Source organism: Psychrobacter sp. I-STPA10, assembly GCF_021012795.1.
Lineage (GTDB): Bacteria > Pseudomonadota > Gammaproteobacteria > Pseudomonadales > Moraxellaceae > Psychrobacter.
Genome location: NZ_VFYU01000015.1, coordinates 65,212 through 88,994, shown reverse-complemented (window position 1 = coordinate 88,994; position 23,783 = coordinate 65,212). Strand labels below are relative to the sequence as shown.

At 40.8% G+C, this 23,783-nt stretch carries 24 protein-coding genes; 8 read left to right on the top strand and 16 right to left on the bottom strand.

Annotated elements, in window-relative coordinates; translation table 11 throughout:
* Positions 1 to 30 precede the first annotated feature (30 nt).
* From FHK89_RS07280 to FHK89_RS07260, 5 genes are all read left to right on the top strand, one after another.
* The gene (locus FHK89_RS07280) at positions 31 to 1,299 is read left to right on the top strand and encodes a 4-phosphoerythronate dehydrogenase (protein WP_230658812.1); all 1,269 of its coding nucleotides are present in this window, start codon (positions 31 to 33) and stop codon (positions 1,297 to 1,299) included.
* 38 nt (positions 1,300 to 1,337) lie between these two features.
* Entirely contained in the window at positions 1,338 to 2,351 is a 1,014-nt protein-coding gene (epmA, locus tag FHK89_RS07275) for an EF-P lysine aminoacylase EpmA (RefSeq protein WP_230658613.1), read from the top strand.
* A 112-nt stretch (positions 2,352 to 2,463) separates the two neighbouring features.
* Positions 2,464 to 2,706, top strand: coding sequence for a DUF2281 domain-containing protein (locus tag FHK89_RS07270; RefSeq protein ID WP_230658611.1), 243 nt, complete (start codon positions 2,464 to 2,466; stop codon positions 2,704 to 2,706).
* Positions 2,707 to 2,772: 66 nt separating this feature from the next.
* Positions 2,773 to 3,018, top strand: coding sequence for a BrnT family toxin (locus FHK89_RS07265; RefSeq protein WP_230658810.1), 246 nt, complete (start codon positions 2,773 to 2,775; stop codon positions 3,016 to 3,018).
* The gene (locus FHK89_RS07260; protein ID WP_230658609.1) at positions 3,005 to 3,283 is read left to right on the top strand and encodes a hypothetical protein; all 279 of its coding nucleotides are present in this window, start codon (positions 3,005 to 3,007) and stop codon (positions 3,281 to 3,283) included. The genes FHK89_RS07265 and FHK89_RS07260 overlap by 14 nt, the downstream gene beginning before the upstream one ends.
* A 42-nt stretch (positions 3,284 to 3,325) precedes the next feature.
* On the opposite strand, the gene FHK89_RS07255 is transcribed toward FHK89_RS07260, so the two are convergent.
* From FHK89_RS07255 to FHK89_RS07215, 9 genes are all read right to left on the bottom strand, one after another.
* The gene (locus FHK89_RS07255; RefSeq protein ID WP_230658608.1) at positions 3,326 to 3,529 is read right to left on the bottom strand and encodes a zf-HC2 domain-containing protein; all 204 of its coding nucleotides are present in this window, start codon (positions 3,527 to 3,529) and stop codon (positions 3,326 to 3,328) included.
* Positions 3,530 to 3,626: 97 nt separating this feature from the next.
* Complete coding sequence (locus tag FHK89_RS07250) at positions 3,627 to 4,256, bottom strand: sigma-70 family RNA polymerase sigma factor (protein ID WP_230658606.1); 630 nt, start codon at positions 4,254 to 4,256, stop codon at positions 3,627 to 3,629.
* Between the two features lie 101 nt (positions 4,257 to 4,357).
* On the bottom strand, positions 4,358 to 5,026 hold the full coding sequence (locus FHK89_RS07245; protein ID WP_230658604.1) for an HvfX family Cu-binding RiPP maturation protein: 669 nt from the start codon (positions 5,024 to 5,026) through the stop codon (positions 4,358 to 4,360).
* Between the two features lie 165 nt (positions 5,027 to 5,191).
* The gene (locus FHK89_RS07240; RefSeq protein WP_230658602.1) at positions 5,192 to 6,085 is read right to left on the bottom strand and encodes an HvfC family RiPP maturation protein; all 894 of its coding nucleotides are present in this window, start codon (positions 6,083 to 6,085) and stop codon (positions 5,192 to 5,194) included.
* Positions 6,072 to 7,034: an HvfB family MNIO-type RiPP peptide maturase gene (locus FHK89_RS07235; protein WP_230658600.1), complete on the bottom strand. Its 963-nt coding sequence runs from the start codon at positions 7,032 to 7,034 to the stop codon at positions 6,072 to 6,074. Before FHK89_RS07235 ends, FHK89_RS07240 begins: the two co-directional genes overlap by 14 nt.
* Positions 7,035 to 7,102: 68 nt before the next feature.
* Positions 7,103 to 7,438, bottom strand: a complete 336-nt coding sequence (locus FHK89_RS14955; protein WP_329958697.1) for an HvfA family oxazolone/thioamide-modified RiPP metallophore — start codon at positions 7,436 to 7,438, stop codon at positions 7,103 to 7,105.
* 179 nt (positions 7,439 to 7,617) lie between these two features.
* Entirely contained in the window at positions 7,618 to 7,917 is a 300-nt protein-coding gene (locus FHK89_RS07225) for an HvfA family oxazolone/thioamide-modified RiPP metallophore (protein ID WP_230658598.1), read from the bottom strand.
* Between the two features lie 531 nt (positions 7,918 to 8,448).
* Positions 8,449 to 8,898, bottom strand: coding sequence for a YaiI/YqxD family protein (locus FHK89_RS07220; RefSeq protein WP_230658596.1), 450 nt, complete (start codon positions 8,896 to 8,898; stop codon positions 8,449 to 8,451).
* Positions 8,899 to 8,929: 31 nt separating this feature from the next.
* Positions 8,930 to 10,129, bottom strand: coding sequence for a 5-(carboxyamino)imidazole ribonucleotide synthase (locus FHK89_RS07215; protein ID WP_230658594.1), 1,200 nt, complete (start codon positions 10,127 to 10,129; stop codon positions 8,930 to 8,932).
* Positions 10,130 to 10,599: 470 nt separating this feature from the next.
* On the opposite strand from FHK89_RS07215, the gene rpsB reads away from it, so the two are divergent.
* Together rpsB and tsf are read left to right on the top strand one after the other, a co-directional pair.
* Positions 10,600 to 11,409 carry a 30S ribosomal protein S2 gene (rpsB, locus tag FHK89_RS07210; RefSeq protein ID WP_230658592.1) on the top strand — a complete coding sequence of 270 codons (810 nt, stop codon included), beginning with the start codon at positions 10,600 to 10,602 and terminating at the stop codon, positions 11,407 to 11,409.
* A gap of 202 nt (positions 11,410 to 11,611) precedes the next feature.
* Complete coding sequence (gene tsf, locus FHK89_RS07205) at positions 11,612 to 12,490, top strand: translation elongation factor Ts (protein ID WP_230658590.1); 879 nt, start codon at positions 11,612 to 11,614, stop codon at positions 12,488 to 12,490.
* Positions 12,491 to 12,605: 115 nt separating this feature from the next.
* On the opposite strand, the gene FHK89_RS07200 is transcribed toward tsf, so the two are convergent.
* From FHK89_RS07200 to FHK89_RS07175, 6 genes are all read right to left on the bottom strand, one after another.
* Positions 12,606 to 13,448, bottom strand: a complete 843-nt coding sequence (locus FHK89_RS07200; RefSeq protein ID WP_230658588.1) for a hypothetical protein — start codon at positions 13,446 to 13,448, stop codon at positions 12,606 to 12,608.
* Positions 13,449 to 13,496: 48 nt separating this feature from the next.
* Positions 13,497 to 14,027 (bottom strand): protein disulfide oxidoreductase, encoded by a 531-nt coding sequence (locus FHK89_RS07195; RefSeq protein ID WP_230658586.1) that lies wholly within the window; start codon positions 14,025 to 14,027, stop codon positions 13,497 to 13,499.
* Positions 14,028 to 14,124: 97 nt separating this feature from the next.
* Entirely contained in the window at positions 14,125 to 15,765 is a 1,641-nt protein-coding gene (locus tag FHK89_RS07190) for a carbon-nitrogen hydrolase family protein (protein ID WP_230658584.1), read from the bottom strand.
* Between the two features lie 234 nt (positions 15,766 to 15,999).
* Positions 16,000 to 18,912 carry an acyl-CoA dehydrogenase gene (locus FHK89_RS07185; RefSeq protein ID WP_230658582.1) on the bottom strand — a complete coding sequence of 971 codons (2,913 nt, stop codon included), beginning with the start codon at positions 18,910 to 18,912 and terminating at the stop codon, positions 16,000 to 16,002.
* Between the two features lie 297 nt (positions 18,913 to 19,209).
* The gene (gene radC / locus FHK89_RS07180) at positions 19,210 to 19,893 is read right to left on the bottom strand and encodes a RadC family protein (RefSeq protein ID WP_230658580.1); all 684 of its coding nucleotides are present in this window, start codon (positions 19,891 to 19,893) and stop codon (positions 19,210 to 19,212) included.
* Positions 19,894 to 19,934: 41 nt separating this feature from the next.
* Complete coding sequence (locus FHK89_RS07175; RefSeq protein WP_230658578.1) at positions 19,935 to 20,822, bottom strand: substrate-binding periplasmic protein; 888 nt, start codon at positions 20,820 to 20,822, stop codon at positions 19,935 to 19,937.
* A gap of 624 nt (positions 20,823 to 21,446) precedes the next feature.
* On the opposite strand from FHK89_RS07175, the gene coaBC reads away from it, so the two are divergent.
* The gene (gene coaBC / locus FHK89_RS07170; protein WP_230658576.1) at positions 21,447 to 22,679 is read left to right on the top strand and encodes a bifunctional phosphopantothenoylcysteine decarboxylase/phosphopantothenate--cysteine ligase CoaBC; all 1,233 of its coding nucleotides are present in this window, start codon (positions 21,447 to 21,449) and stop codon (positions 22,677 to 22,679) included.
* 108 nt (positions 22,680 to 22,787) lie between these two features.
* On the opposite strand, the gene FHK89_RS07165 is transcribed toward coaBC, so the two are convergent.
* Positions 22,788 to 23,774, bottom strand: a complete 987-nt coding sequence (locus tag FHK89_RS07165; protein ID WP_230658574.1) for an endonuclease/exonuclease/phosphatase family protein — start codon at positions 23,772 to 23,774, stop codon at positions 22,788 to 22,790.
* Positions 23,775 to 23,783: the final 9 nt, after the last annotated feature.

Here is a 23,783-nt window from a genome sequence, read left to right as displayed (position 1 = left end):
CAATATCTGCATATATCGTCCATATCAGGAATTCCCATGCTGACCATCATTGCCGACAGTAACATTGCCCATTTACACGATTATTTTAACGCTCAGACATTACAGGCAGAAGTTAATGTTATCGCCATGATAGGGCGAGAAATTACCGCCGATATTTTGGCAAAGTATCAGCCAGATGCCTTATTAATCCGCTCGGTAACACCAATCAATCAAGCTTTATTAGTGGATAATCATAGCGTTAAGTTTGTTGGCTCAGCGACCATTGGCACTGACCATGTTGACCAAGCCTACCTTGCCAGTCGTGGTATTGTGTTTGCCAATGCATCAGGTTGTAGCAAACATTCGGTAGCACAATATGTATTAACCGCTATTTTGACATTACGCCCTCAGTATTTATCTAAACAAAACCCATCATTAAACGCACAGCAATCGCCTTCACCGTCAATCCCCACCACCCCCATAATCGGTATTATCGGGCTGGGTAATATCGGTAGTACATTGGCAAAATATGCCCAAGATTTGGGCTGGCAAGTATTGGGTTATGACCCCTTGTTACCGCCGTCCGATATAAATAATGCCAGTTTGGATAAAGTGTTGATGGATAGCGATGCCGTAAGTTTGCATGTGCCGTTAACTTTTCCCACGACAGCCACTAATGAGCAAAGTCCATATCCCACTTATCATCTAATAAATGGTAAAACCTTAGCAAAAATGCCGACAGATAGTTTGTTAATTAACTCGGCTCGCGGACAAGTGGTGAGTGAAAGCAATTTATTGGCAGATATTGCCAATACAGGGCGTACCGTGGTGCTAGATGTGTTTGAGCATGAGCCTATGGTCAGTGAGCAGTTATTATCCTCACTTGCTATTGCCACGCCACACATTGCAGGTTATACCCTTGAGGGCAAATTACGTGGTACGCAGATGATATTTGATGCGTTTGTTCAGACCCTCCCCCTGACCCCCTCCCTTGAAGGGAGGGGGAAATACTTAGGTGAAAAAGATGAGCAGGATAATTCCCTCCCTCTTGGGGGGAGGGCTAGGGAGGGGGAAAACTTATTTAACCAACTGTTACCACCAAACCCTTATCATTGGCAGGATTTAAAAAATAAATTAAAAAGTCAATCACAAGAGCCATTAAAATCTAGCCCTAAAAAATTAGCAGAATTTTATGACATTATGGCTGATGATAAATTATTGCGTAACGCTGTAGATAAACAAGCAGGGCAAGTTAATGGCGATAATTTTGATAAATTACGCAAAAATTATTTATTAAGGCGAGAGTGGTTGTTTGATTAAATATTCATATAAATTAAGTTTAGCAAAATGAGAAAACTATGAACAAGAATAATCCCAATATAACCCCTAACCCAAACCAAAGCTACCACCCCACAATCAGTCTAGAGATGGCAGTTAAACGGGCAGAAATACTGGCAAAAATCCGTCAGTTTTTTGCTCAGCGTGACGTTTTAGAAGTACAAACACCGTTGCTGTCGCAGGCAGGCAATACTGACCTATTTTTGCAATCCGTATCAGCAAATATTACCTACCTTGACCAAGCCAAAACTTATTATCTGCACACCTCACCAGAGTTTGCGATGAAACGCTTGCTTGCCAGTTGGCAAGTGCCAATATATCAGATTTGCCCTGTATTTCGTGATAATGAGGCGGGCAGTCGTCATAATATCGAATTTACCATGCTGGAGTGGTATCGCCCTGATTATAGCTTGTCGCAACTTGGTAATGAGCTTGCCGAGCTGTTGGCGGTGCTGTATGGCTATCCTGTGATTTTTGACCATTATCGTTATGTTGATGCGTTTATGGATTTTGTTGGTATTCACCCATTTACCACTTCGGCTGAAGTGCTATCAGCAGTTGCTGAGGATAAGGGCATTGTCAGCGTAGGATTGGCAGAGGCGTTGGGTGATGACCGCCAAGCATGGTTAGATTTGCTATTTAGCCATGTGGTTGAGCCACATTTGGGCAAAGATTTACCCACGCTTATCACTGATTATCCGCCAGCCACCGCTTCATTGGCAAAAACCGCTACTGACAAAGATGGCAATCTGGTTGCCAAACGCTTTGAGCTATATATAAATGGTATTGAGATTGCCAATGCGTATGATGAGCTAGCTGATGGTCAGGCTCTACGGCAACGCTTTGAGCAGGATAATGCCGAGCGAGCAAAACGAGGCTTATCCATTATGCCGATAGACGAGCATTTACTACAAGCCTGTGATGATTTGCCACCTTGTAGTGGCATTGCAGTCGGAATAGATAGGCTGTTGATGGTGTTGACAGGTGCAAGCCGTATTGATGAGGTGATTGGCTTTGGGGTAGGTAGGGCTTAGGGTTTGTTTAAACTATTGCAGAGCTTGATTAAAAATATTGACTTTATACCTTGTATTTTAAATAATGAAAATAAGAATGGTCTTTTATAATTAATTTGCTATAGGCTATATGATGGCTACTATCACCGAAGAAATATACAATCAAGTGCAATCCTTACCAGAAAATTTACAAATGGAAACTTTAGAATTTGTTAATTTTTTGCAGTATCGTTTAGCACAAAAACAAAGCAAACAATTTGATAATGTATCGTTAGCAGATATTTTAGAAGATATTAGTCAACATGGTACGGCATTTAGCGATATCAAAGACCCTGTGGCATCTTGTAACATAGCAACGAGAACAGCGACAAGATAGAGAGTTGTTATAAGAGAATAAGTTATGATTGCCTTTGAGTGGGACGAAGATAAAAATTAAGAAAATATACGCAAGCATGGAATAGCCTTTGAAGACATAAAAGGCGTATTTTATGACCCTTTTTGTTTAAGACAGCCTGATGATAGATTTGATTATGGTGAGGACAGATGGCAGGCTATTGGTAGTATTTATGGCGTAACCATTGTGTTTGTTGGTTACACCTATCGAGATGATGATAATATCGAAGTAATCCGTATTATTAGTGCTAGACGGGCAACCAGTAAAGAGAGGCGATTTTATGAGCATGGTTAAACATATCGAAACAGACTTGCCAGTTTTGACGGCTGAACAAGTCACACGATTACAAAAACTAGAAAAAATGTCTGATAGTGATATTCATTGTGATGATATACCAGAGGTGACAGATTGGACAAAAGCCATCAGAGGGGCTATTGTGAATCAATCAAGTGGTTTGGATACCGATGTCGCACAGTGGCTATCAAAACAAGATGAAACGACAAAAAGTCGAATAAATACAATGTTGCGACAAGTGATGGCATTACACTCTGTTTCTTAGGGTGATTAAATGGAAACGACCAAATGAATATGCTATAAAAAACTATTCCCCACCTTTTTGATTTTCCTGCCCTTCTACCTTTTTTAAGGTTTTCATCATTTTACTTAATACATCGGTGTTTTTATAAAAGGCACGACAGCCTTTACACATCATAATATGGGTATGTAGTTGGAACTTTTCGCCAGTGCTTAATGGACGCTCTTGAGCATCACTAGCAATCTGGGTAATTTGTTGACAATTTTTCATAAAAAACGATTGCCTTAATAATCTTTAGATTAAAAATTTAGGGAGAAATAAAAGAAAAGGAAATAAGGTAAAATAAATAAACAAACAAAGAGGTGTATTAAGCCGTTTTAGCTTCAAACCAACGCAGTGTCAAGCAAGTTTGTAATCTTAATCTTGCTCTGTGCATTAACACATAATAATGGCTGGTATTAATCTCAAGCTCTTGGCAAATCTCATCGGTATCCAATTCCATATATTCACGCATTAAAAACGCCCGAGCCTGCTCACTGGGTAAATTGGTAAGGCAGACTTCTAGCACCTGCCAAAAGCCATCACTATGTACTTGCACCTCAGGGTTACACCAACTGTTATCAAATTGGCTGGGCATACTGCCTTTTTGCCAAAATCCTGCCTCATCAAATAAGGCGTTGAGCAAGGTTTCCTCACTGCCTTCCTCATGGTCGTGCATACTCGACAGATTGGTGTATTTGCTGTCTTTACGAATACAATCGACAATTTTATTTTTTAAAATGGCAAATACCCAACTTTTAAATGCCGAATTACCTTGAAACTGTTCACTGTGTTGCAAAGCAGAAATCAACGCATCTTGCACCACGTCCTCAGCCAAATGATGGTCATTTAATTGATTAAATGCAAACGCAATCATCTGCTTTCGTACCGCATCTATAAACTCTGGCGATATTTGCTTATGAGAGGGTTGTGGCGTGGCTGAATGTTGGTCGGTCATGTGATACCCATTATTTACTGTTTTATTATATTCCTATCACAATATGGTCGATTGCGTTTTGCTAGTTACTTTCATTCATGCTATTAATGAACAGTACTATTTTAGCGACGACCATAGTGACGTTTTGTCGATGAAGGGTTTAGCCAATAATCCAAACTGACATAACGTCCACCGCCATAAAATATAATAACCAATAACATGATGGCATAGGTGACAGCAAATTCAATACCATTATTGAGTATCACAAAATTACCCGTTTCGGTGAGCCAGTCGTAGTTGCCATGTGTCTGCAAAATCTCACGAGCTTTGTCCAAACGTAAGCTTGCCTCATACGAATTGGCAAGGCTGGCGTCACTGCCCCAAAAATTAATGGCATTCATCACACTAGCGATACTGGTTTCTGGGTCGGTGGGAGTGATGGCAAACCAGCCATTTTCCCAATGCACGCTAAACATAGCGACCAACATGGTTACCAATAACATCACTGAAAAGCCACGACTACCAATACCAAATAACAAGGCAAAGCCACCGACCAATTCGGCAATAATGACCAATACTGCCATCAAAGTTGGCATGGGTAAACCTAAACCCCATTCACTATTACCAAACCAACTAACAATGTCCTCAAATCCTGTGACTTTATTCCAACCTGCACTGATAAAAATCGGTGCAAGATACAAGCGAATAGCAAGGGGAGCAATAAAGTCCAAACTTTCAACCCGTTGGGTTAAGCGATTAAAAGGGCGAGTGATTTGTGAAATGACAGTCATAAAATACCTGTTTTAAAAATAATAGAAAATGTGATGAAGTCGTTAAAAAACTTATGTTAAATTGAGTTATCCCAACCTTTCTAACTTTTATTGCAAAAGCAAAAGCACAAGAAAAAAAAGGCTTTGAAGTCCTCTCCTTATTTCAAGGGGAGGGTTTGGGAGGGGTTAGCACTGCACACCTTGCAAAACCCCTTGTTCAATTAGTTGCTTGAGTAGTGGCAAACCAAACTCCACTAATACCTCACTATTTTCAGCCCCAAGTGTTTCGGCAAAGTCTTGTAACAGGCTGGTTAATACAGCCGTTAAATCCTCTATCGGTGCAATGATTGGATTTTGGTTGCTAATCTCAGCAATATACACAATCAAGGCATGGGTTAACGCATTGACCTGCATAAACTCAACCTTATCTTCCTCATTACGAAATACCAAAAAAAAGCTATCTTCAGGGCTATCAGGTTGCTCATCGCTACTGATTAAATGCACTGCCCATTGATAATGCAAATTTTGCAAACTGGGATTAAGGATTAACTGAATTTCATTAGGCTTTAGATTTTGAGCAAGAGCAGTGTTAGCCTCATCGCTGTGAATATCGACCAATAATTCTACCCATTCATAATGAGCCAACTCAGCAAAATAGGCGGGCAAATTTAATGTTTCTAATTGCTCAGGCTGTGCCAAAAAATCCACAAAACTTTGATTAATCTCAGTAAAATACGGGCTATGGCAAGGGTGCTGTGCCATAAATGCTTGACACACCATCAGCCATTGTTCATCATCGATGAGGCTTTGACAAACAGGAAAACATTGGTCTAAAAAACCCCGCAAATTATTAAAAATTAGCGATTGATACAGTTTACCAATGCGACTGGGAACATCTTGTGATACCCGTTGTAAAATGGCAGTGGTGCTGTTGCTATGATTAGGCTCACTATTATCAAACTCAGCCTTATCAGCATCAGCATTGTCAGCTTTTTGATGGCGTAAATACTGCCCAAACTGCTGTTGAAATTCTGCTAGGCTGGCAGGGTGATGGTTGGTTTCACAATCAGCTAGGCTCATGGCGATTGTCCTTTATACTGTCTTTTTGACTGACTGTTTTTTGATTTTGTTGTTGAAGTTGGCTTTGGCTTGCAGTTTGCAAAGCCCGAATGTGATTCACCTCAGCAACCAAATCTGCAAAATCAGGAAAGTTAAAATCTCGCTCAAGGCAGGTGGGTAAATCGCTTGCCTGTTTGCCCGTCTTTTGCTCAATCAACGCATACGCATCGGTTAATAACGTCCAAACAGGGTCAATCACCGTATTGCCGTGTGTATCTACCAAAAAGCCATCGTCCTCGACATAATGCCCTGCCACATGCAAATAGCAGGTACGTTCAACGGGTAATTGGCGTAAATACTGATGTGGGTCAAAGCCAAAGTTTTGACTATTGACATAAATATTATTGACGTCCAAATGTAACAAACAGTCTGCTTCTTCTGCCACCGCAGTGATAAATTCTGCGTCACTCATCTCGCTGTTGGGTGGATTAAAATAATACGAGGCATTTTCAAAGCCAATTTGCTGACCCAAAATATCTTGAGCCTGCTTAATTCTATCAGCCACCCAATGCACCGCTTCGGTGGTGCAAGGAATGGGAAGTAGGTCGTATAAATGCCCCATCTCATCGCTACACCATGATAAATGCTCGGTATAAAGGCTGATATTATGAGCCTGCATAAAGGCTTTGACGTTTTTTAATAACTGAGTATCTAATTTGGCAGTGCTACCAATGGATAGCGACAAACCATGACAAATAAACGGGTGACGCTCGCTAAACTCTCGTAATTGCTTGGCATATTGCCCGCCCATTTGCCCTGAAGAATTGAGCCAGTTTTCGGGGGACACTTCAAAAAAATCTATCGCTGACAAATCCGCTTGACGCATGGCAGGCAATAACTCTCGGCGAAAGCCCAAGCCTGCTCCAGTGGGTCTATTGTGTGCTGTAGATAACGTATTAGCCGTTGTCATGGGTTGTCCTCGATAGATTTATACATTTCTTGATGGGTTGGCAAACCAGATGATTAGATGGTTAAGGCTTATTTATTCGCCCCACATTTGCCTTCACCACATTTACCGTCTGCTTTTTTATCCATAGCATGCCCACCGCATGAGCCATCTGCTTTTTTATCCATATTTTTAGCGTCTGCTCCACATTTGCCTTCGCCACATTTACCATCAGCTTTTTTGTCCATACTGCCACCGCATGAACCGTCTGCTTTTTTCATATTGGCAGAGCAACCGCCATCTTTGGCTTTGCTAGAGTTTTGATAGCCGTTTTGCATAGGCTCGGCAGAAAAAGGGTTATTGGCACAGCCACTTAACGTTACTAAAGAACCAAGTGCTAAACTGCTAAGAAGTGTTGAAGTTTTCATAAATTTTCCAAATTGTGTTGTATCAATCCGTGTCATTGCGTATTGATTGTTAATTAAATGAGATAAAAGGGTTGGGTTAAAAATCTCCCTTTTGCCACTATGGCAGTAACAAAAGGGTTTAAAGAAAATAGTTGCAATCATTAAATTTATTAAAATAATTAACGATTAATAATCAGTAATTAATGGCTACCACCACATTTGCCTTCACCGCATTTACCGTCCGCTTTTTTTACTGGCTTTTTGACTGTACCACCACACTTACCTTCGCCACATTTACCATCGGCTTTTTTGGCTGAGCTTTTTTTAGCAGAGCCACCGCATTTGCCTTCGCCACACTTACCTTCTTTGGCTTTGGTGGTGTTTTGATAGCCATCTTGCATAGATTTGGCAGAGTAAGGATTGCTTTCGCCAGCGTGAGCAGAACCCATTGCAACTAAAGAACCAAGAGCTAGGCTAGTAATGATTGATGTCTTTTTCATAAGTAATTCCATATTGAACGTAAATAGAGGGTTAAATAAAAGGTTAAGTTGGACAGCTATGAGTTGCTTAGTATGATAAGTATCTGTTGGGCAAATCATCGTGCTGTTATAACTTAGACGCAGTAGAGGGGTGTTTTCTTACAATTATTTTTAAATTTTTTGCAATTAATTTAAAATTAATTTGTAAGTTATTGATATTAAAAAGAAAAGATTTATAAATTTTTTTATAAAATATTGCTGATTATGGGCAGAAGTTAGCAATTGGCATAGCTAAGTGACATAATTAGGTGATTTATCCCGTACTGGAGTTGACTCAACAAGTATAGTCAACGAATTTTATAACTGTTACGGTGTTAGGCTCACTTGCTGTACAACCGTACTATCTGCACTCGCCTGCCTTGTATCAGTTTATAACTTCGCTGACTATAGCAAAGATGAGCAATAAAAAACGCTAACCATATTGGCATGGTTGGCGTTTATAATGGAGAGTAGGTTTTATATGGTATTGCTGGAAAGAATATTAGTGGAAAATTAGCGTACCAACTTATTTAAGCCATCAGCAAATGCCTTTTTATCTTTATCTGAATAGGGTTTTTGTCCGCCCATTTGGGTTAAGTCAAGCACCCCTGTACTGCGCATGGTATCCATAAAATCTCGGGCATTGAGCTTTTGCTTGATGTTATCAGCATCATAAATGACGCCATGCGGGGTTAACACTTGTCCACCATTATCGAGCACATCATTTGCCAAAGGGATATCACTGGTAATCACCAAATCACCCTCTTCGACATTGTCAGCGATATAATCATCAGCTTTATCAAATCCAGATGGTACAACCGTCATACTAATTAGCGGTGATTTACGTATTTTAATTAGTTGATTGGCAACAAAAATCGCTTGTGTTTGCGTACGTTCTGCGGTTTTGCAAATCAAGTCTTTGACCACCACAGGGCAGGCATCAGCATCTATCCAGATTTTCATCTATTATTTATCCAAACTTATTTATCGAAGCCTATTTATCTAAGCCAACTTTATTAGGCAAAACGTTAACTAACTGTGATAAAGCATTATCCAAATCAGCAACATCACTGGGCATTAGGGTGATGTGTCCAATTTTACGTCCTTCACGTTCAGTTTTGTGGTAGGTGTGATAATGGCTGCCATCAATTGCTAACACCTCACTGACTTTTGGGTATTGTCCCAAAATATTGACCATAATTGATGGCTTAATATTATCCGTATCGCCCAGTGGTAAACCAACTACGGCACGAATATGATTTTCAAATTGACTGGTGACTGCGCCTTCCATACTCCAATGCCCTGAATTATGCACACGAGGGGCAATCTCATTGGCAAGCAAGGTATCTTTGCCATTTTCATCTTTGCTAACAAATAGCTCAAGAGTCATTACCCCCACATAGTCAAGATGATTCATGATGGCGCTAATGGCATTTTTTGCTTGTGCTAACAGGTGCCTGGCACCCACAGCAGGGGCTTGTGTCTTAGCGAGTACCCCTTGATGGTGATAATTTTCTACTAAGTCATAACAGCGTATGTTGCCATCTTGTCCACGGACTGCAATGATGGATACTTCACGACTAAAGTGAATAAAGCCTTCAGCAATCAAAGGTGCAGGGGTAGGGGTTAGCTCACCATTACCTGTGACTGCCTCACCCAAATCTGCCCATGCTGCATCAATATCAGCAAGGGTTTTGATGACAAACTGCCCTTTGCCATCATAGCCACCACGACTGGTCTTTAGTACCAATGGTAAGCCTAATTGTTCACAGGCTTGCTCAATTTCTTGCTTTGAAGATACTGCCATAAAAGGTACAGTTTTGATATTTAGCTCATTAAATAATGATTTTTCTTGTAGACGGTCTTGAGACACTTTTAAGGCTTGTGGTGGTGGATATATGCCTTGTTTTTCACCTTGCTCAGATAGTTGCTTGAGATACTCGACAGTTTTTACAGGGGTATTTTCAAACTCTAAGGTAAACACATCGGCAGCAGCAACAAATTCATCAAGCTGCTGGGTGCTATAGACTTTGCCATAAAGATGGGCAGGGGCATTGGGTGTGTCTTCCAAAAATACACAGCGATAACCCAGTGGCAGTGCAGCAGCGGCAAGCATCATACCGAGTTGTCCACCTCCTAAAATGCCGATGGTGTGAATAGACTGGCTAGCGGGATAAGCGTTGGCGTTGGTCATGGCAGGCTCGTTGCAATGGTTGATAATAAATTGTGGCTATTAATAAATATGGTTATATATGATGGTTTTAAAATAGCTGTTAATACAAAATAAAAATAAAAAAGGTGCAGCAGCACCCATCACTTACTTTAAGACAAATAGAAAAAGAATAGGGATTATAACAAATAAATGATAACAATATGACCCCATACTTGCTAGTAAGCTGTATTCAATTATGTTAAAATACTCGTTTATTTTGCTTGTTTGCAAGCAATTTAGAAAGATGTATGACGTAATCAATCAATACAACCAATGACACACACATTACGCTAAAGAGTAACTGGGTGTTTGCTGGCTTGATTAATCTGTCTGTTAGCCATTTTTTAAGTGTTTGAACTTTTTAAGTGTCTGAATAATGACGGATGCGTGCCAACAAATCGGTAACTTTTGTAATGTGGAGGCATAACCCAATTTAAATAGGATTTTTTATCATGGCAACACAATCTCCAACCCAAGTATCAATGCGTGATTTACTACAAGCTGGCGCTCACTTTGGTCACCAAACTCGCTTTTGGAACCCAAAAATGAATGCGTACATCTTTGGCGCACGCAACAAAATTCATATCATCAACCTAGAATACACAGTGAAAGCTTTTAATGAAGCCTTGACTTTTATCAATGGTTTGGCTGCTAAACGCAACAAAATTTTATTTGTTGGTACAAAACGTGCTGCCAGTAGCGTTATTCGTGAACAAGCACAGCGTGCTGGTATGCCTTATGTTGACCATCGCTGGTTAGGTGGTATGTTGACCAACTGGAAAACACTGCGCCAGTCTATCAACCGTCTAAAAGAGCTAGAAAAACAAGCAGAAGACGGTACATTTGCTAAGCTAACTAAGCGTGAAGCACTAGAGCGCACACGTGCGATGGAAAAACTAGAACGCTCACTTGGTGGTATTAAAGACATGGGCGGATTGCCTGATGCTATCTTTGTGGTTGACGTTGACCATGAAGCGATTGCCATTAAAGAAGCTAAAAATCTAGGTATCCCAGTTATCGGTATCGTTGATACCAACTCAAACCCAGATAACGTGGATTATGTTATCCCTGCAAATGATGATGCTATCCGTGCCGTTACTTTGTATGTCACTGCCGTTGCTGATGCTATCATCGCTGGTAAAGAGTATGCACAAACTCAAGCAGGCGGTGCCCCTGAGCCAGTTGAAGCTGCTGCATCTGAAGAAGCACCTCAAGCAGAAGAAGCCAAAGCTGAGACTCAAGAAGACGCTGCAAGCGAATAATCATTCGAGTAGTTATTATTGATGACTTGATTGCATGGTTTAGTCATTTAGAGTTATCAGACAAAGGCATGATGTGGAAATCCTCGTCATGCCATTGTCATTATAAAGTCATAGAATATATGTCTATAAAATGGATAACAAAAAACTTGCATTGATAATTTAATATTTGCAAAAAATTCATAACAAATAAAGAGGTAATCTCATGGCAAAAGTATCCGCCAAATTAGTAAAAGAATTGCGTGACCGTACTGGTCTTGGCATGATGGAATGTAAAAAAGCACTAGAAGAAACTGACGGTGATATTGAAGTAGCCATCGACAATTTACGTAAATCTGGTCAAGCTAAAGCTGCTAAAAAAGCAGGTAATATCGCTGCTGACGGTGCTATTATCATCGCTCAAGAAGGCAACAAAGCTTTACTTCTAGAAGTAAACTGCCAAACTGACTTCGTAGCAAAAGATGAGAACTTCACTGCATTTGCAGAAAAAGTAGCTCAACTTGCGCTAGAAAATGGCGTCACTGATGCCGCTCAAATCGCTGAACTACCTTATGGTGATGGTCAAAGCGTTGAAGAAGCTCGTGTTGCCTTAGTACAAAAAATCGGTGAAAACATTCAAGTACGCCGTGCACAAATCGTTGAAGGTGATAACTTAGCATCATACCGTCATGGTCTACGCATTGGCGTGGTGGTAGCAACTGAAGGTGGCAGCGAAGAGACTGGTAAAAATCTAGCGATGCATATTGCTGCATTTAACCCAGTAGCAGTGAACGATACTGACGTACCTGCTGACGTATTGGCTCGTGAAAAAGAAATCGCTGAAGCCAAAGCGCGTGAATCTGGCAAGCCTGATAACATCGTTGAGAAAATGATTGAAGGTAGCCTACGTAAGTATCTTGATGAAGTGACTTTGGTGCGTCAGCCTTATGTTATGGATAACGACAAAAAAGTTGGTGATATCCTAAAAGCTGATGGCGTGACTGTACATAACTTTGTCCGCTTTGAAGTGGGTGAAGGTATCGAGAAAAAACAAGAAGACTTTGCTGCTGAAGTTGCTGCTGCTCAAGCATCTGCTGCTAAATAATTATTACTGCTAAGCAGTAATATAAAGTTAAGATATAAAAAAGCCCATCATAATGATGGGTTTTTTTTGTGGGTGATATAATTTTTTAATAAATACTCTAACTTTATAGGTAAAATTAGCCAAAAAACTTATTAATCATTGCCTTAACTTCTTTCTTCTCTTGTCTACTAAGATCAATATTATGTAGACTTGTGGTTAAAGGAACACTCGTATTAGTTTGTTTTGCTTTTACTGCTAATACCCAATTTTTATCATTCATAGGTGAAATAATCAAAGGCTTTTTGTGTTTCAAATCAATTGTTAAATCTGTTTCTTCACCATATATATCTGTTGTAAACTCCATGGAGTCAATATCGCAACTTACTGGCATTGCTATAATTTGCCAAGGTTGATTGGCAGGATCATTCATAATTTTTTTTACGCGCCCTTGTTTTGGGACATTAGTGATGACAGTATAGCCCCACCAAAACGTTACTAGCGCAAAAATAAAGTAGCCAATGTTTGTTATAATTCTAGATTTTAGTACGTTGATTGCTAAATTGAAGCTAATATTACTAGGGTCATCTTTTTGGGCAATCACTTGTAAATCATCATTTGAGCTTGAGCTATTAAAGCTGATAAAATCAAATTCCTTTTTTATTTTTTGGTCTTGATAACTAATTACTACCTCGCATTTTTCAAAAAAATACCTGTTACTGCTATCTTCACATTGCCCATGCAGTTTAGCATTATCAAGCACAACATAGTTATCAACAAGTTTTCTATCCTTAATTATGTCTTTGACGTTATCAAAGGTGAAAAATAACAGTAAGATGGCACCAGAGAATAACGCAATTATTATACAAACTTGTTTTAATAGATTGCCGTCACCTACATGTTTTAGTTTTAATGGTCGTTGTGGTAATGTTTGCTCTATATAATTAAAAGCTGCTTGCCATTCTGGATTGGGTTTTATCATAGAATATACTCATAAGTAGATTTTTATTTTATAATTTTTTACCTATATTTACAATACTCCACTCAACCACAGCCTTAACTTCAACGACCAAAGCGGCTGTATCCCTGTTAAGCCTTGTTTCATCTCACCATCTTTTAAAATGACATACGATGGGGTAACTTGTCCTTGCCAGTTGGCAAAAATTGCTCCGTCCTCATCATTAATAGTAGTAAAACTAAAGCCTTTATGCTGCATATATTGGCTAAGCTCACCGTTATCACCTGACTGTACCGCAATGGTCACCACAGGGTAATTACCCTCATTTGCTAGTGTGTTGATGGTGGGTGAGGTATGTTTGCACACACCGCACCAACTGCCCCAAAAATACACCAGTACAGGTGACTTTTGTGATAATGCAGCAATATCGACGCTTTGCCATTGATAATCGGTTAGCTCAAGCTGTGGGTTGGCTGGCATCACAGGCTGTCGCCACCAGTTAACTACAGAGTAAATAATGATAAAAATAAGCAAATAGCCTAACAAGGTTTTTAGCCATGAGTAAGCTTTAGATGCGTGGAATTTTTTGGCTGTTGTTTGCATAAGTTTTGCTACTCATAATTCAAGAAAAATCAAAGGGAACAAAAAATCCCCCTTATGTTAAAGGAGGATTTTATCAAAGACTGGTAAAGGCTATCTATTAATGTGGCTTTTCAGCCTGTCCTGCTCTACCTTGCAACGGATCACCGTCACGTACACTTGGCGTATTTTCTTTTAGCTCAGAGTCACTACTTTTGCTCACCGATTTTTTGGCTTTTTTCTTCCATTTTAGGGTAAATAAATCATCTCGGCGGTCTTTTAGGTTATGCACTGAGCCTTCGTTGCGTACATGGGTGAGCATGTCCAAGTCCACATCAGAGAAGAAAATCATCTCGGTATTTGGGGTAGTCTCTGCCATGATGGCGTCGTGTGGGAAGGCAAAATCTGAAGGCGAAAATACCGAAGATTGGGCGTATTGAATGTCCAAACTTTCCACCTGTGGTAGGTTGCCTACCGAGCCACAAATCATCACATAACATTCGTTTTCGATGGCACGGGCTTGGGCACAGTGGCGTACTCGCAAATAGCCATTTTTGGTATCTGTCCAAAACGGCACAAATAAAATATCCATCTCTTCTAATGCCAATAGGCGCGCAAGCTCAGGGAACTCCACATCATAGCAAATCAAGATGCCAATACGTCCTGCATCGGTTTCAAATACTTGCACTTTGTTACCGCCTTCAATCACCCATGCACTGCGCTCGTGTGGGGTGATATGGATTTTGCGTTGCTCTTCTACCGTTCCATCACGGCGACACAGATAGCTGACATTATATAGGCTGTCATTTTCGTCTAGCAGTGGCATTGAGCCAGTAATCACATTGACGTTGTAGCTGACCGCTAAATGCGAGATTTCATTTTTAAACCACTCGGTATAGTCTGCCAAAAAGCGAATGGCGACATTTTGGTCAGTGGATTCGCACAGCCCCATCAGTGGTGCATTAAAAAACTCAGGCAAACAGGCAAAGTCAGCGTTGTAATCTGCCATTACATCGACAAAAAATTCCACTTGCTGTAGCAATTCTTCGGGTGATTCGACCTCACGCATCTGCCACTGGATACCGCCAATACGTACATCAGATTTGCGCGTATTGGGCTGATAAATTTGTGGCTCATAATAGATATTTGCCCATTCCAAAAGGGTAGCAAAGCCTTTGGATTGGTCATCATCGGGTAGATAGCCTGACAAAATACGCTTGACAATAAAGCCATTAGATAGCTGAAATGATAGGGCAGGGTCATGAATTTCACGTGATTCAACTGCATCGATATATTCGCCTGGTGATAAGTCGTGGTGATTGTGATAATTGGGAATACGCCCCCCTGCCAAAATTGCACGAAAGTTCATCTGACGGCACAGCTCTTTACGGGCATCATACAAACGACGACCCAAGCGATAACCTCGATAATCAGGGTCAATCAAGGCATCAAGTCCATAAATGGCATCACCTTCGGGGTCATCTTGGATAATTTCACGCTGCCCGATGAGGTCATCATAAGTATGTGGATTAGAAAAACGCTGATAATCGACCCGCATTGACAGCACCATACCGATGAGTTTGTCGTGGTCAAATAGGGCAATTTGTCCTTCAGGAAAGGCATCGATTAGGGTATTGATGGTGGTCTTTGACCATGCACCACCCATATCAGCATAAACTTTGTCCATAAGAACTTTGAGCTGTGGGTAATCTTTTTTCTTAATTTGTTGAATCTTGAGATGAAAGTCATCCAGTTTATTCATGTTTTATACCTGTGTCTGTTTGATGAATTTGTTAATGATAGTGATAGTAAACGGAATTAAAAAAAAGTGAATGTAGCAGATAACACACTGATTCATCAATGCTTTATCCGCCATAACCATATCTAAAAATGTCATTTAACTAAACATCTGGTGAAAAAACCAACAACGCCCACCAAGATAGTCATGATGAGCGTTAAGGAGTGATTGGCTAAAGTTAAATAGAAGTCACCTTGATTACTCGTCAGTTTTGCTTGGCGTATCACTTGGGTTTATGTCATCAGCTTTTTTGTTGAGTGAGTGATGATTTTTTTGCATACGTTCGGTGAGTGTACTTTCAGCATCACGCTCCCGAGGGTCTAAGTGGTGTGATTCTGTAGGAGTAGTTTTGTCGTCTACCACATTGGTTGGTTTCGTTATTTCAGGTGTGGAAGCAGACGTCTGTTGTTCAGCAGGATTTATCTTTGAGTTAGACGTTGCTTCATCAAAATCTGCCTGATCAATCTTTTCTGCCAGCGTTTGTTGTTCATCTGCCATTTTAACGTCACCATCAGGCTCATAGCCATGAGCAGTATTTTCATCACCTGTTGACTCTTCAAGGTGTTGTTCACTGGTGGCAGGATTTTGTGCTTGTTTTTGTGCGTAGTCAGTTAAGTTATCTGCTGCATTTTCTAATGTGTGCGGATTAAAGCGATCTTCGGCATGGTCTAGATGTTCATCAAATACATCGGTGAGTAACGCATCAAAACGAATACTGTTGTATTCAATCAACTGTTCAGACTCTGCTTCTGTGATCACCCCATCTTGTAGTGCATGCACAACATGATCTTCAAAGGTTAAGCCTGCAAATTTGCCTTTATATTCTGCTTTTTTAAATTTTTGCCACAAAGGTTCTACTTTAAGCAGCATTTGATAAGCATGTTCAACCCGTCCAGTGGCATTGTTAGGGTCTGTGGAGTAGTGAACCAATTTTTTGAGTTGTTCACGGAAGGGGTTATCCTCACCATCGGTCATGATGGCATCACCAAGTTTGCGCTTTAAGTCATCGTGTGGTTTATCAACAATGCGTCCTGTGGGGAAGGTAACAAACTTCACCAGAGCTGCCGCCATCTGATTCGGGAAGTTGGCAAAGAATTCAAAGAACGCTTCTTGAATACTATACAATGATTTTTCTAGTGCTAATTGGGCATGTAGCTGTTCACTTTTTGAGCCAGTGCCATTGGCATAATACTGGAGTATGGCTGTCATGATAAATAGATGCGCGTGAATGTCTGCCAAGCGACCTGAGAGCATCTCTTTACGTTTTAAATCCCCTGCTAATAATCCCAATGCCATATCAGCGGTGAGTGCAAAATCAGCACTCAAGCGATTGATGAGTTTGTAATAGGGGCGTGAAAATTTATCGGCAAAGCTGGGTGTTTCTGCGCTGCCACCAAAATAGCCTGCAACAAAGGCTTTTGCACCACGATTAAATGTATAGCCAAGATGCTTAAAGAATAAGTCGTCAAACTCTGCTAGAGCACGCGGTTTGTCCTCACTTTGCAGTAGTTGTAATTCATCAAAAAGATAAGGATGGCAACGCATTGCGCCTTGTCCAAATATCATCAGTGAGCGGGTCAAAATATTTGCTCCCTCTACTGTGATAGAGACAGGTATTGCTTGATAAAGCAATGCTAAAAAGTTGCGAGGCCCAAGCTGAATGGCACGACCACCCACCACATCCATACCATGATTGACCACACCACGCATGGTTTCGGTAGCATAGTATTTTGCCATGGCAGTCATCACAGATGGCGTACCGCCTTGATTGAGTCCACATGTGACTAAGTGGCGAAATGCTTCTAACATATAGGCATCACTGGCGATATCACTGGTGGCAGATTGCACGCCTTCAAATTTGCCCACGGAAATTTTAAATTGCTCACGGATTTTGGCAAATGCCCCCACCGTTAGATACGACATCTCGCCAGCTGCGGTAGATAATGCAGGTAATGAGATTCCTCGACCCACACCCAAGCACTCCATTAGCATACGCCAGCCCCGACCTGCATTTTCGACCCCACCAATGATAAAGTCGAGAGGGATAAACACATCTTTACCCACCACAGTGCCATTCATAAACGGTGAGCCAGGGTTATGACGTGCGCCCGTAATCACACCGTCATAGTCGGCAGGCACAAGGGCGCAAGTAATACCATAGTCTGTTTTGCTGGGGTCACCAAGTAGACCTTCGGGGTCATACATTTTAAACGCCAAACCAACCACCGTTGCCACAGGGGCTAGGGTAATCCAGCGTTTGGAGAAATTCATATTCAGCCCCAACACTTGTTTGCCCTCGTATTCACCATAGCAGACCACACCGGTATCAGGAATCGCCCCTGCATCTGAGCCAGCTTCAGGTCCAGTCAGTCCAAAACATGGGATTTCTGTACCTTTTGCTAAGCCATATAACCAGCGTTCTTTTTGTGCTTGAGTGCCATAGTGCATGAGCAGCTCACCTGGACCTAGCGAGTTTGGTACCATACAGGTTACTGCTGCGGTCAGACTGCGTGAGGCTATTTTACTCATGATACGGCTTTGTGCATAGGAGCTAAAGTCACGTCCGCCATATTCTTTGGGAATGATTAATCCCAAAAATCCATTGTCTTTGATATATTGCCAAGCTTCGGGGGATAAGTCTTTGTCATGATGATGAATTTGCCATTCATCAAGCATGCCACAGAGTGTTTCGACTTCATTATCAATAAATGACTGTTCTTCTATAGATAGGGTAGGGTAGGGATAGTTGGCAAACGTATCCCAATTGGGTGCACCCATAAACAGCTCTTTTTCCCACCAACTCGTACCTGCGTCCAAAGCCTCGCGCTCCGTATCGCTCATACTCGGCATGGCATTAGCAAGCATGTTATATACAGGTTTGGTAATTAGTGATTGACGCAGTGGTGCAATCAGTACCACCAAGCTAGCAAGTATCAAGGGCAGACCAAGTAAGAGCGACCATGGCTGAATAAAAGCAGTAACAAGGGCAGCAATGATAACCACTATCGCTCCTGATAGTTGTCCTAAGCCCATTAAGAATACGATTAATATTACAAATAATTGTAATAAAATGGCGAGGATAAATAATCCAACTAACGTTAATGTTGTCATGATAAGCGTCTCTTTAGTGTATTTTTATACAGCATGGCATTTTTATGAGTCAAAGTACTTTTTTGCGTATTCTTATCTTTGCGTATGGAAAATACTTAAGACTAGAGTAGGCAAAGCTTTTGTCATAATCAAGCAGAGAAATATTACAAGATGTCAACAAAGTGTAGATGATAAGAGGTTATTTGGATGAAATAGGCTGTAAAAAATAACGATACTTGCTTACCCTATGATGAGTATGGGGCATGAATTTAGCTTATTTTTTAGTTATGCTTTTTAGCTATCGAGGTCGTTAAAAAATCATTCAAAAGGGGCGAGTCCTAATTCGGCATAAGACAGGGTATCGTTACGTCCAACGATAATATGATCAATCAAATGAATGTCAATCAGCTCACAAGCCTGCTTGAGTTGGGTGGTGAGCTGATTGTCTGCTGCTGAGGGTGTTGCACTGACTCGGGGGTGGTTGTGGGCAATGATAAGCTGACTGGCACCGTGGCTGAGCGCATGACGCAGTACTTGTTTGACGCACACTGAGCAGGCGCTGATACCACCTGTAAACAGTACCTCATAGTTGATCAGCGTTAAGGCATTGTCTAAACATAAAACCGCAAAGACTTCACGGCTGTGTTGACGAAGTTGGGTGCTGACATAATCTTTGACAGCTTGTGAGCGATTGAGGGTATTACCTGTTTTAAGTTGACTGTCTAGATAGCGTTTGCCCATCTCAAGGCTGGCAAGCATCTGTGCATACTTGGCAGTCCCAATACCATGGCAGGATAGGACAGTTTCAGGTGGTGCAGCTAGTAGCTCAGCCAGACTACCAAATTGTGTAATGAGTGAGCGGGCCAAATCAATGGCAGATTGAGTTTTGCTACCAGTACGCAAAAAGATAGCCAATATCTCGGCATCCGTTAATGCAGCGGCACCGAGATTGAGTAGTTTTTCTCTAGGGCGGTCATCTTTATGCCAGTCTTTAATTGCCATGATGACTGCCTTTTTTAATGTTTTTCGTTAATATGAATATTTTACTGACCAAACCATTTTTGATTGATGGCTTGATAAGTACCATCCGCTTTAATATTGTTTAAGCCAGTATTGATCTTTTGTAATAAATCATCGTCACGGTTTTTTGCCACGACAAAGCCATAATGATCAGGTTCAGAGCTTTTGTCAATATAGACTTTCAAGTCTAAATCTTGAAATTGCTGTCCGTAATATTGTAAAACCGGGGAATCTGAGATGGCATAGTCAGCTTGATTTTGTATTACCTTTTCTATGGCTGTAAAAGGGGTAGTGACGGGGATAATATTGCTAGGATTTATTTTTATAGTCTCTTTTAAAAATTTATCAGAGATGGTATTAGGTTCAACGGCAATGGTATGTTCTATTAAATTTTCAAAATTGTTAATGACAGGTTGATTGGGTAGTGCAATGACAGCTTGATAAGAATCATGATAGGGATTACTAAAATCCATGGTCTTTTTACGTTCATCTGTAATACTGGTACCTGCCGCCACAATGTCATATTTTTTGGCTTTTAAGTCTTGAAATTTTTCACTAAAAGGTGCAGGAATATAAGTGACGGTAAAGTTTTGGTCTTTGGCAATGGCATCGAGTATGTCTACGTCATAGCCGATTAGTTGTGCATTCTCATCACGAAAGCTAAAGGGCTTATATTCATTTTCTACCGCAACAATATAGTTGGGTAAGTCTGCGCTATTATCACCCGTGGGCTCTGTGGTATTGGCTGTTTCAGCTTCTGTTGTTGTTTCAGAGGGGGTTTGACTTGTGGCTGAATTGGTAGATGAGTTTGTCGCAGAATTGGTGGGTTGATTGGAGTTAGAGCAGGCAGTGCATAAAAAAAGTGGGGCAATGATAGATAGAGTTAGAAAACGAGAAGAGACAGCTAACATATAGTCATTCCTTCAAATATGAGTGGATTGGTATTTGTTGTCAATGATTCCTTAATATTATGATTAAATCATGAATATAAGTATGGAATTATATCTCAATAGGCATTTAAAACTCAATAAAAGATGTCTTGATTATGAATAGAAGTTACACAATTTTATAGATTATTGGCGGTTGCTACACATTGATTTTATTAATTTTTATGATGTGGACGTGGACTGGCTGTATATGGTTTTAGAGGCTTCGTAAATAATTTCTAGTAGCTGTGCCGCCCGCTTAAAAAAGAGGGAGGAACTGGCTTTTAAGTCCTCCCTTATTTCAAGGAGAGGGTTTGGTGTCAAATAAGTAAAATAAGTTGAGAGTGAGATAACTAATGTATAAACGTATAGATGCATCACTTGATTTGTATGATATGACTGTGTCTATTTGGCAAAAGCTCCCCCATACATATAAAAAATTGCTACCATAAGCCAATTTTTTGCCTTATCTTAACGTTATGGTTTTATCTTGAGCAGACTATGGTTTGCCTAATATAAATCCACCACTGAAGATGAATGTTCAACAGACTCTATATATTCATATTTTATATTTAATAACCTTTAACATTTTTAACAGTTGATAGCCTAATGACACATCAAAGCACAAAAGTTCGTATTATTCTTGGCATTACAGGTGGCATTGCTGCCTATAAAGCTGCTTTTTTTGCCCGTTTATTGATAAAAGCTGATTTTGAGGTACGGGTAATCATGACCCAAGGGGCACAAGCATTTATTACCCCACTGACGCTACAAGCACTAACAGGCAATAAGGTACATACCGAGCTACTAGATGCAGAGGCAGAGCTGGGCATGGGGCACATTGAGCTGGCAAAATGGGCAGATTTTATTATCATTGCACCCGCCTCTGCCAATACCCTTGCTCGCTTAGCATCAGGCTGTGCCGATGACTTGCTTACCACAGTCTGCTTAGCGACCACCGCACCGATTTTATTTGCCCCAGCGATGAATCAGCAAATGTGGGCAAATAAGGCGGTACAAGCCAATGTGCAGCGACTACAAAGTTATGGTTATCATCTTATTGCCCCCAATAGTGGTGAGCAGGCGTGTGGCGATGTGGGAGCAGGAAGATTACCTGAGCCTGATGAGCTACTAGCGCACATTGAATACCATATAAAACGTCACACCATTCCCCAAACGCTGGCGGGCAAGCATGTGGTGATTACCGCAGGGGCAACGCTTGAAGCAATCGATCCTGTGCGCTATTTGTCCAATCATTCTACAGGCAAGATGGGCTTTGCTTTAGCACGAGCGTGTCGTGATGCAGGGGCAACGGTGACTTTGATTGCAGGGCATGTGTATTTGAATACTCCGTTTGCGGTGAATCGTATTGATGTGTCTTCTGCAAACAATATGCTTGAGGTTGCCGAAACATTGACCAGTGATCCACAACTCCCAGTTGATATTTTTATCGCCACTGCTGCCGTTGCCGATTATCGTACTCGTGAAGCGGCACCACAAAAAATCAAAAAGATACAAGAGCAAATGACCTTAGATTTGGTCAAAAATCCTGATATTTTAGCCACTATCTCAGCTGATAATCCTGATATCTTTATGGTGGGTTTTGCCGCAGAAACTCAAGATGTCGAAAAATATGCACATGGCAAGTTGGTTGCCAAAAAACTGGATATAATTGCTTGCAATGATGTGTCACGTTCTGATATTGGTTTTGCCAGTGATGACAATGCAATGACAGTATTTTTTGCTGATCACTATCAGCATCAGCCTGTGCCATTATCTAAAGCGAGTAAAGATAAGATTGCCGAGCAATTAGTTGCATTGATTGCACAGCATGTGTCTTAACTTAACTCGCTTGCATTAATCTTTAATAAGCAAAAGGGCCATAATCTAATGATGGTGGCTCTTTTTTTGAGGGTTTTTAAGCTTTTTTCTGCTGATCTTAGCAGCCCCTTATTCCCAACTCAGCAAAAATCCTCGATGGTCAGAACCCACCCAAGCTAACGGCTGAACCTGAATGTTAATATCATTGGTGCTAGAAGTATTTTGCCTACTATGTATCAATATCTGATCAATAGAAATGGCAAAAGGTAACCACGTTGGCAAGCCTCGTGGCGTGGCTCTTTGTAGCTTGCTATCAGCGATAAAATCTCGATAAATCGGTGAAAATGCCGATAAATTAAAATCACCAATGATTAAATAATTACCCTGTAAATTTGTGCTCAAAAGATGCTGTTTTAGCGCATGTAAATACTGATTTCTGGCATGTGCTAAATCGCTATTAATCGGTGGCGGTGGATGTACCGCATAAATGCTACGCTGATTGGGTAAGTTGGGCAGCGTTATTTTAATGGCAGGAAAATCGGCAAACTTTATCACTTCACAATGAGCATTGGATTGATGGACAAAAACCTGCATCGCAAATGGGCTGTTATCCTTATGTTGGCAATGGATGGGGTAGTAGTTTTCAGTTATCAGCGTCTGTAAAGGTTGCTGCCAATTCTCTCCGCCAGCCTCCAGTAAAATTAAGACATCTGGCTGAAATTGGGTTAATTGTGCCAAAGTTTGCTTGGCTTGTTGATTACCAATGTTGACATTTTGATAAGCGATTGTAAGCGGTGCAATGGTGCTATCTGGCGGATTAACGTTTTGAGTTAGCATGGATAGGGACTGTAAACTTAGCAGCAGTAAAATTCCACCAAGCAAGCCAAATCCTAATCGAACCCCCAATTGTATCTGGCGAGAAACTAAGTATTTTTTATGAACTGGATAAAAACAACTTGCCAATAATAATAAAATGGCAACATGGGGCAGATAGTGGCTAAATAACTCTAATTGCCAATAGATTCGCCCGAACAATTGGCTTAGTAGCAAAACAATCAACGCCAGCCATGCCAGCCAAAATAAACGCCGACTAAAAAAACGGTATAATACTTTCAAGTTTACCTG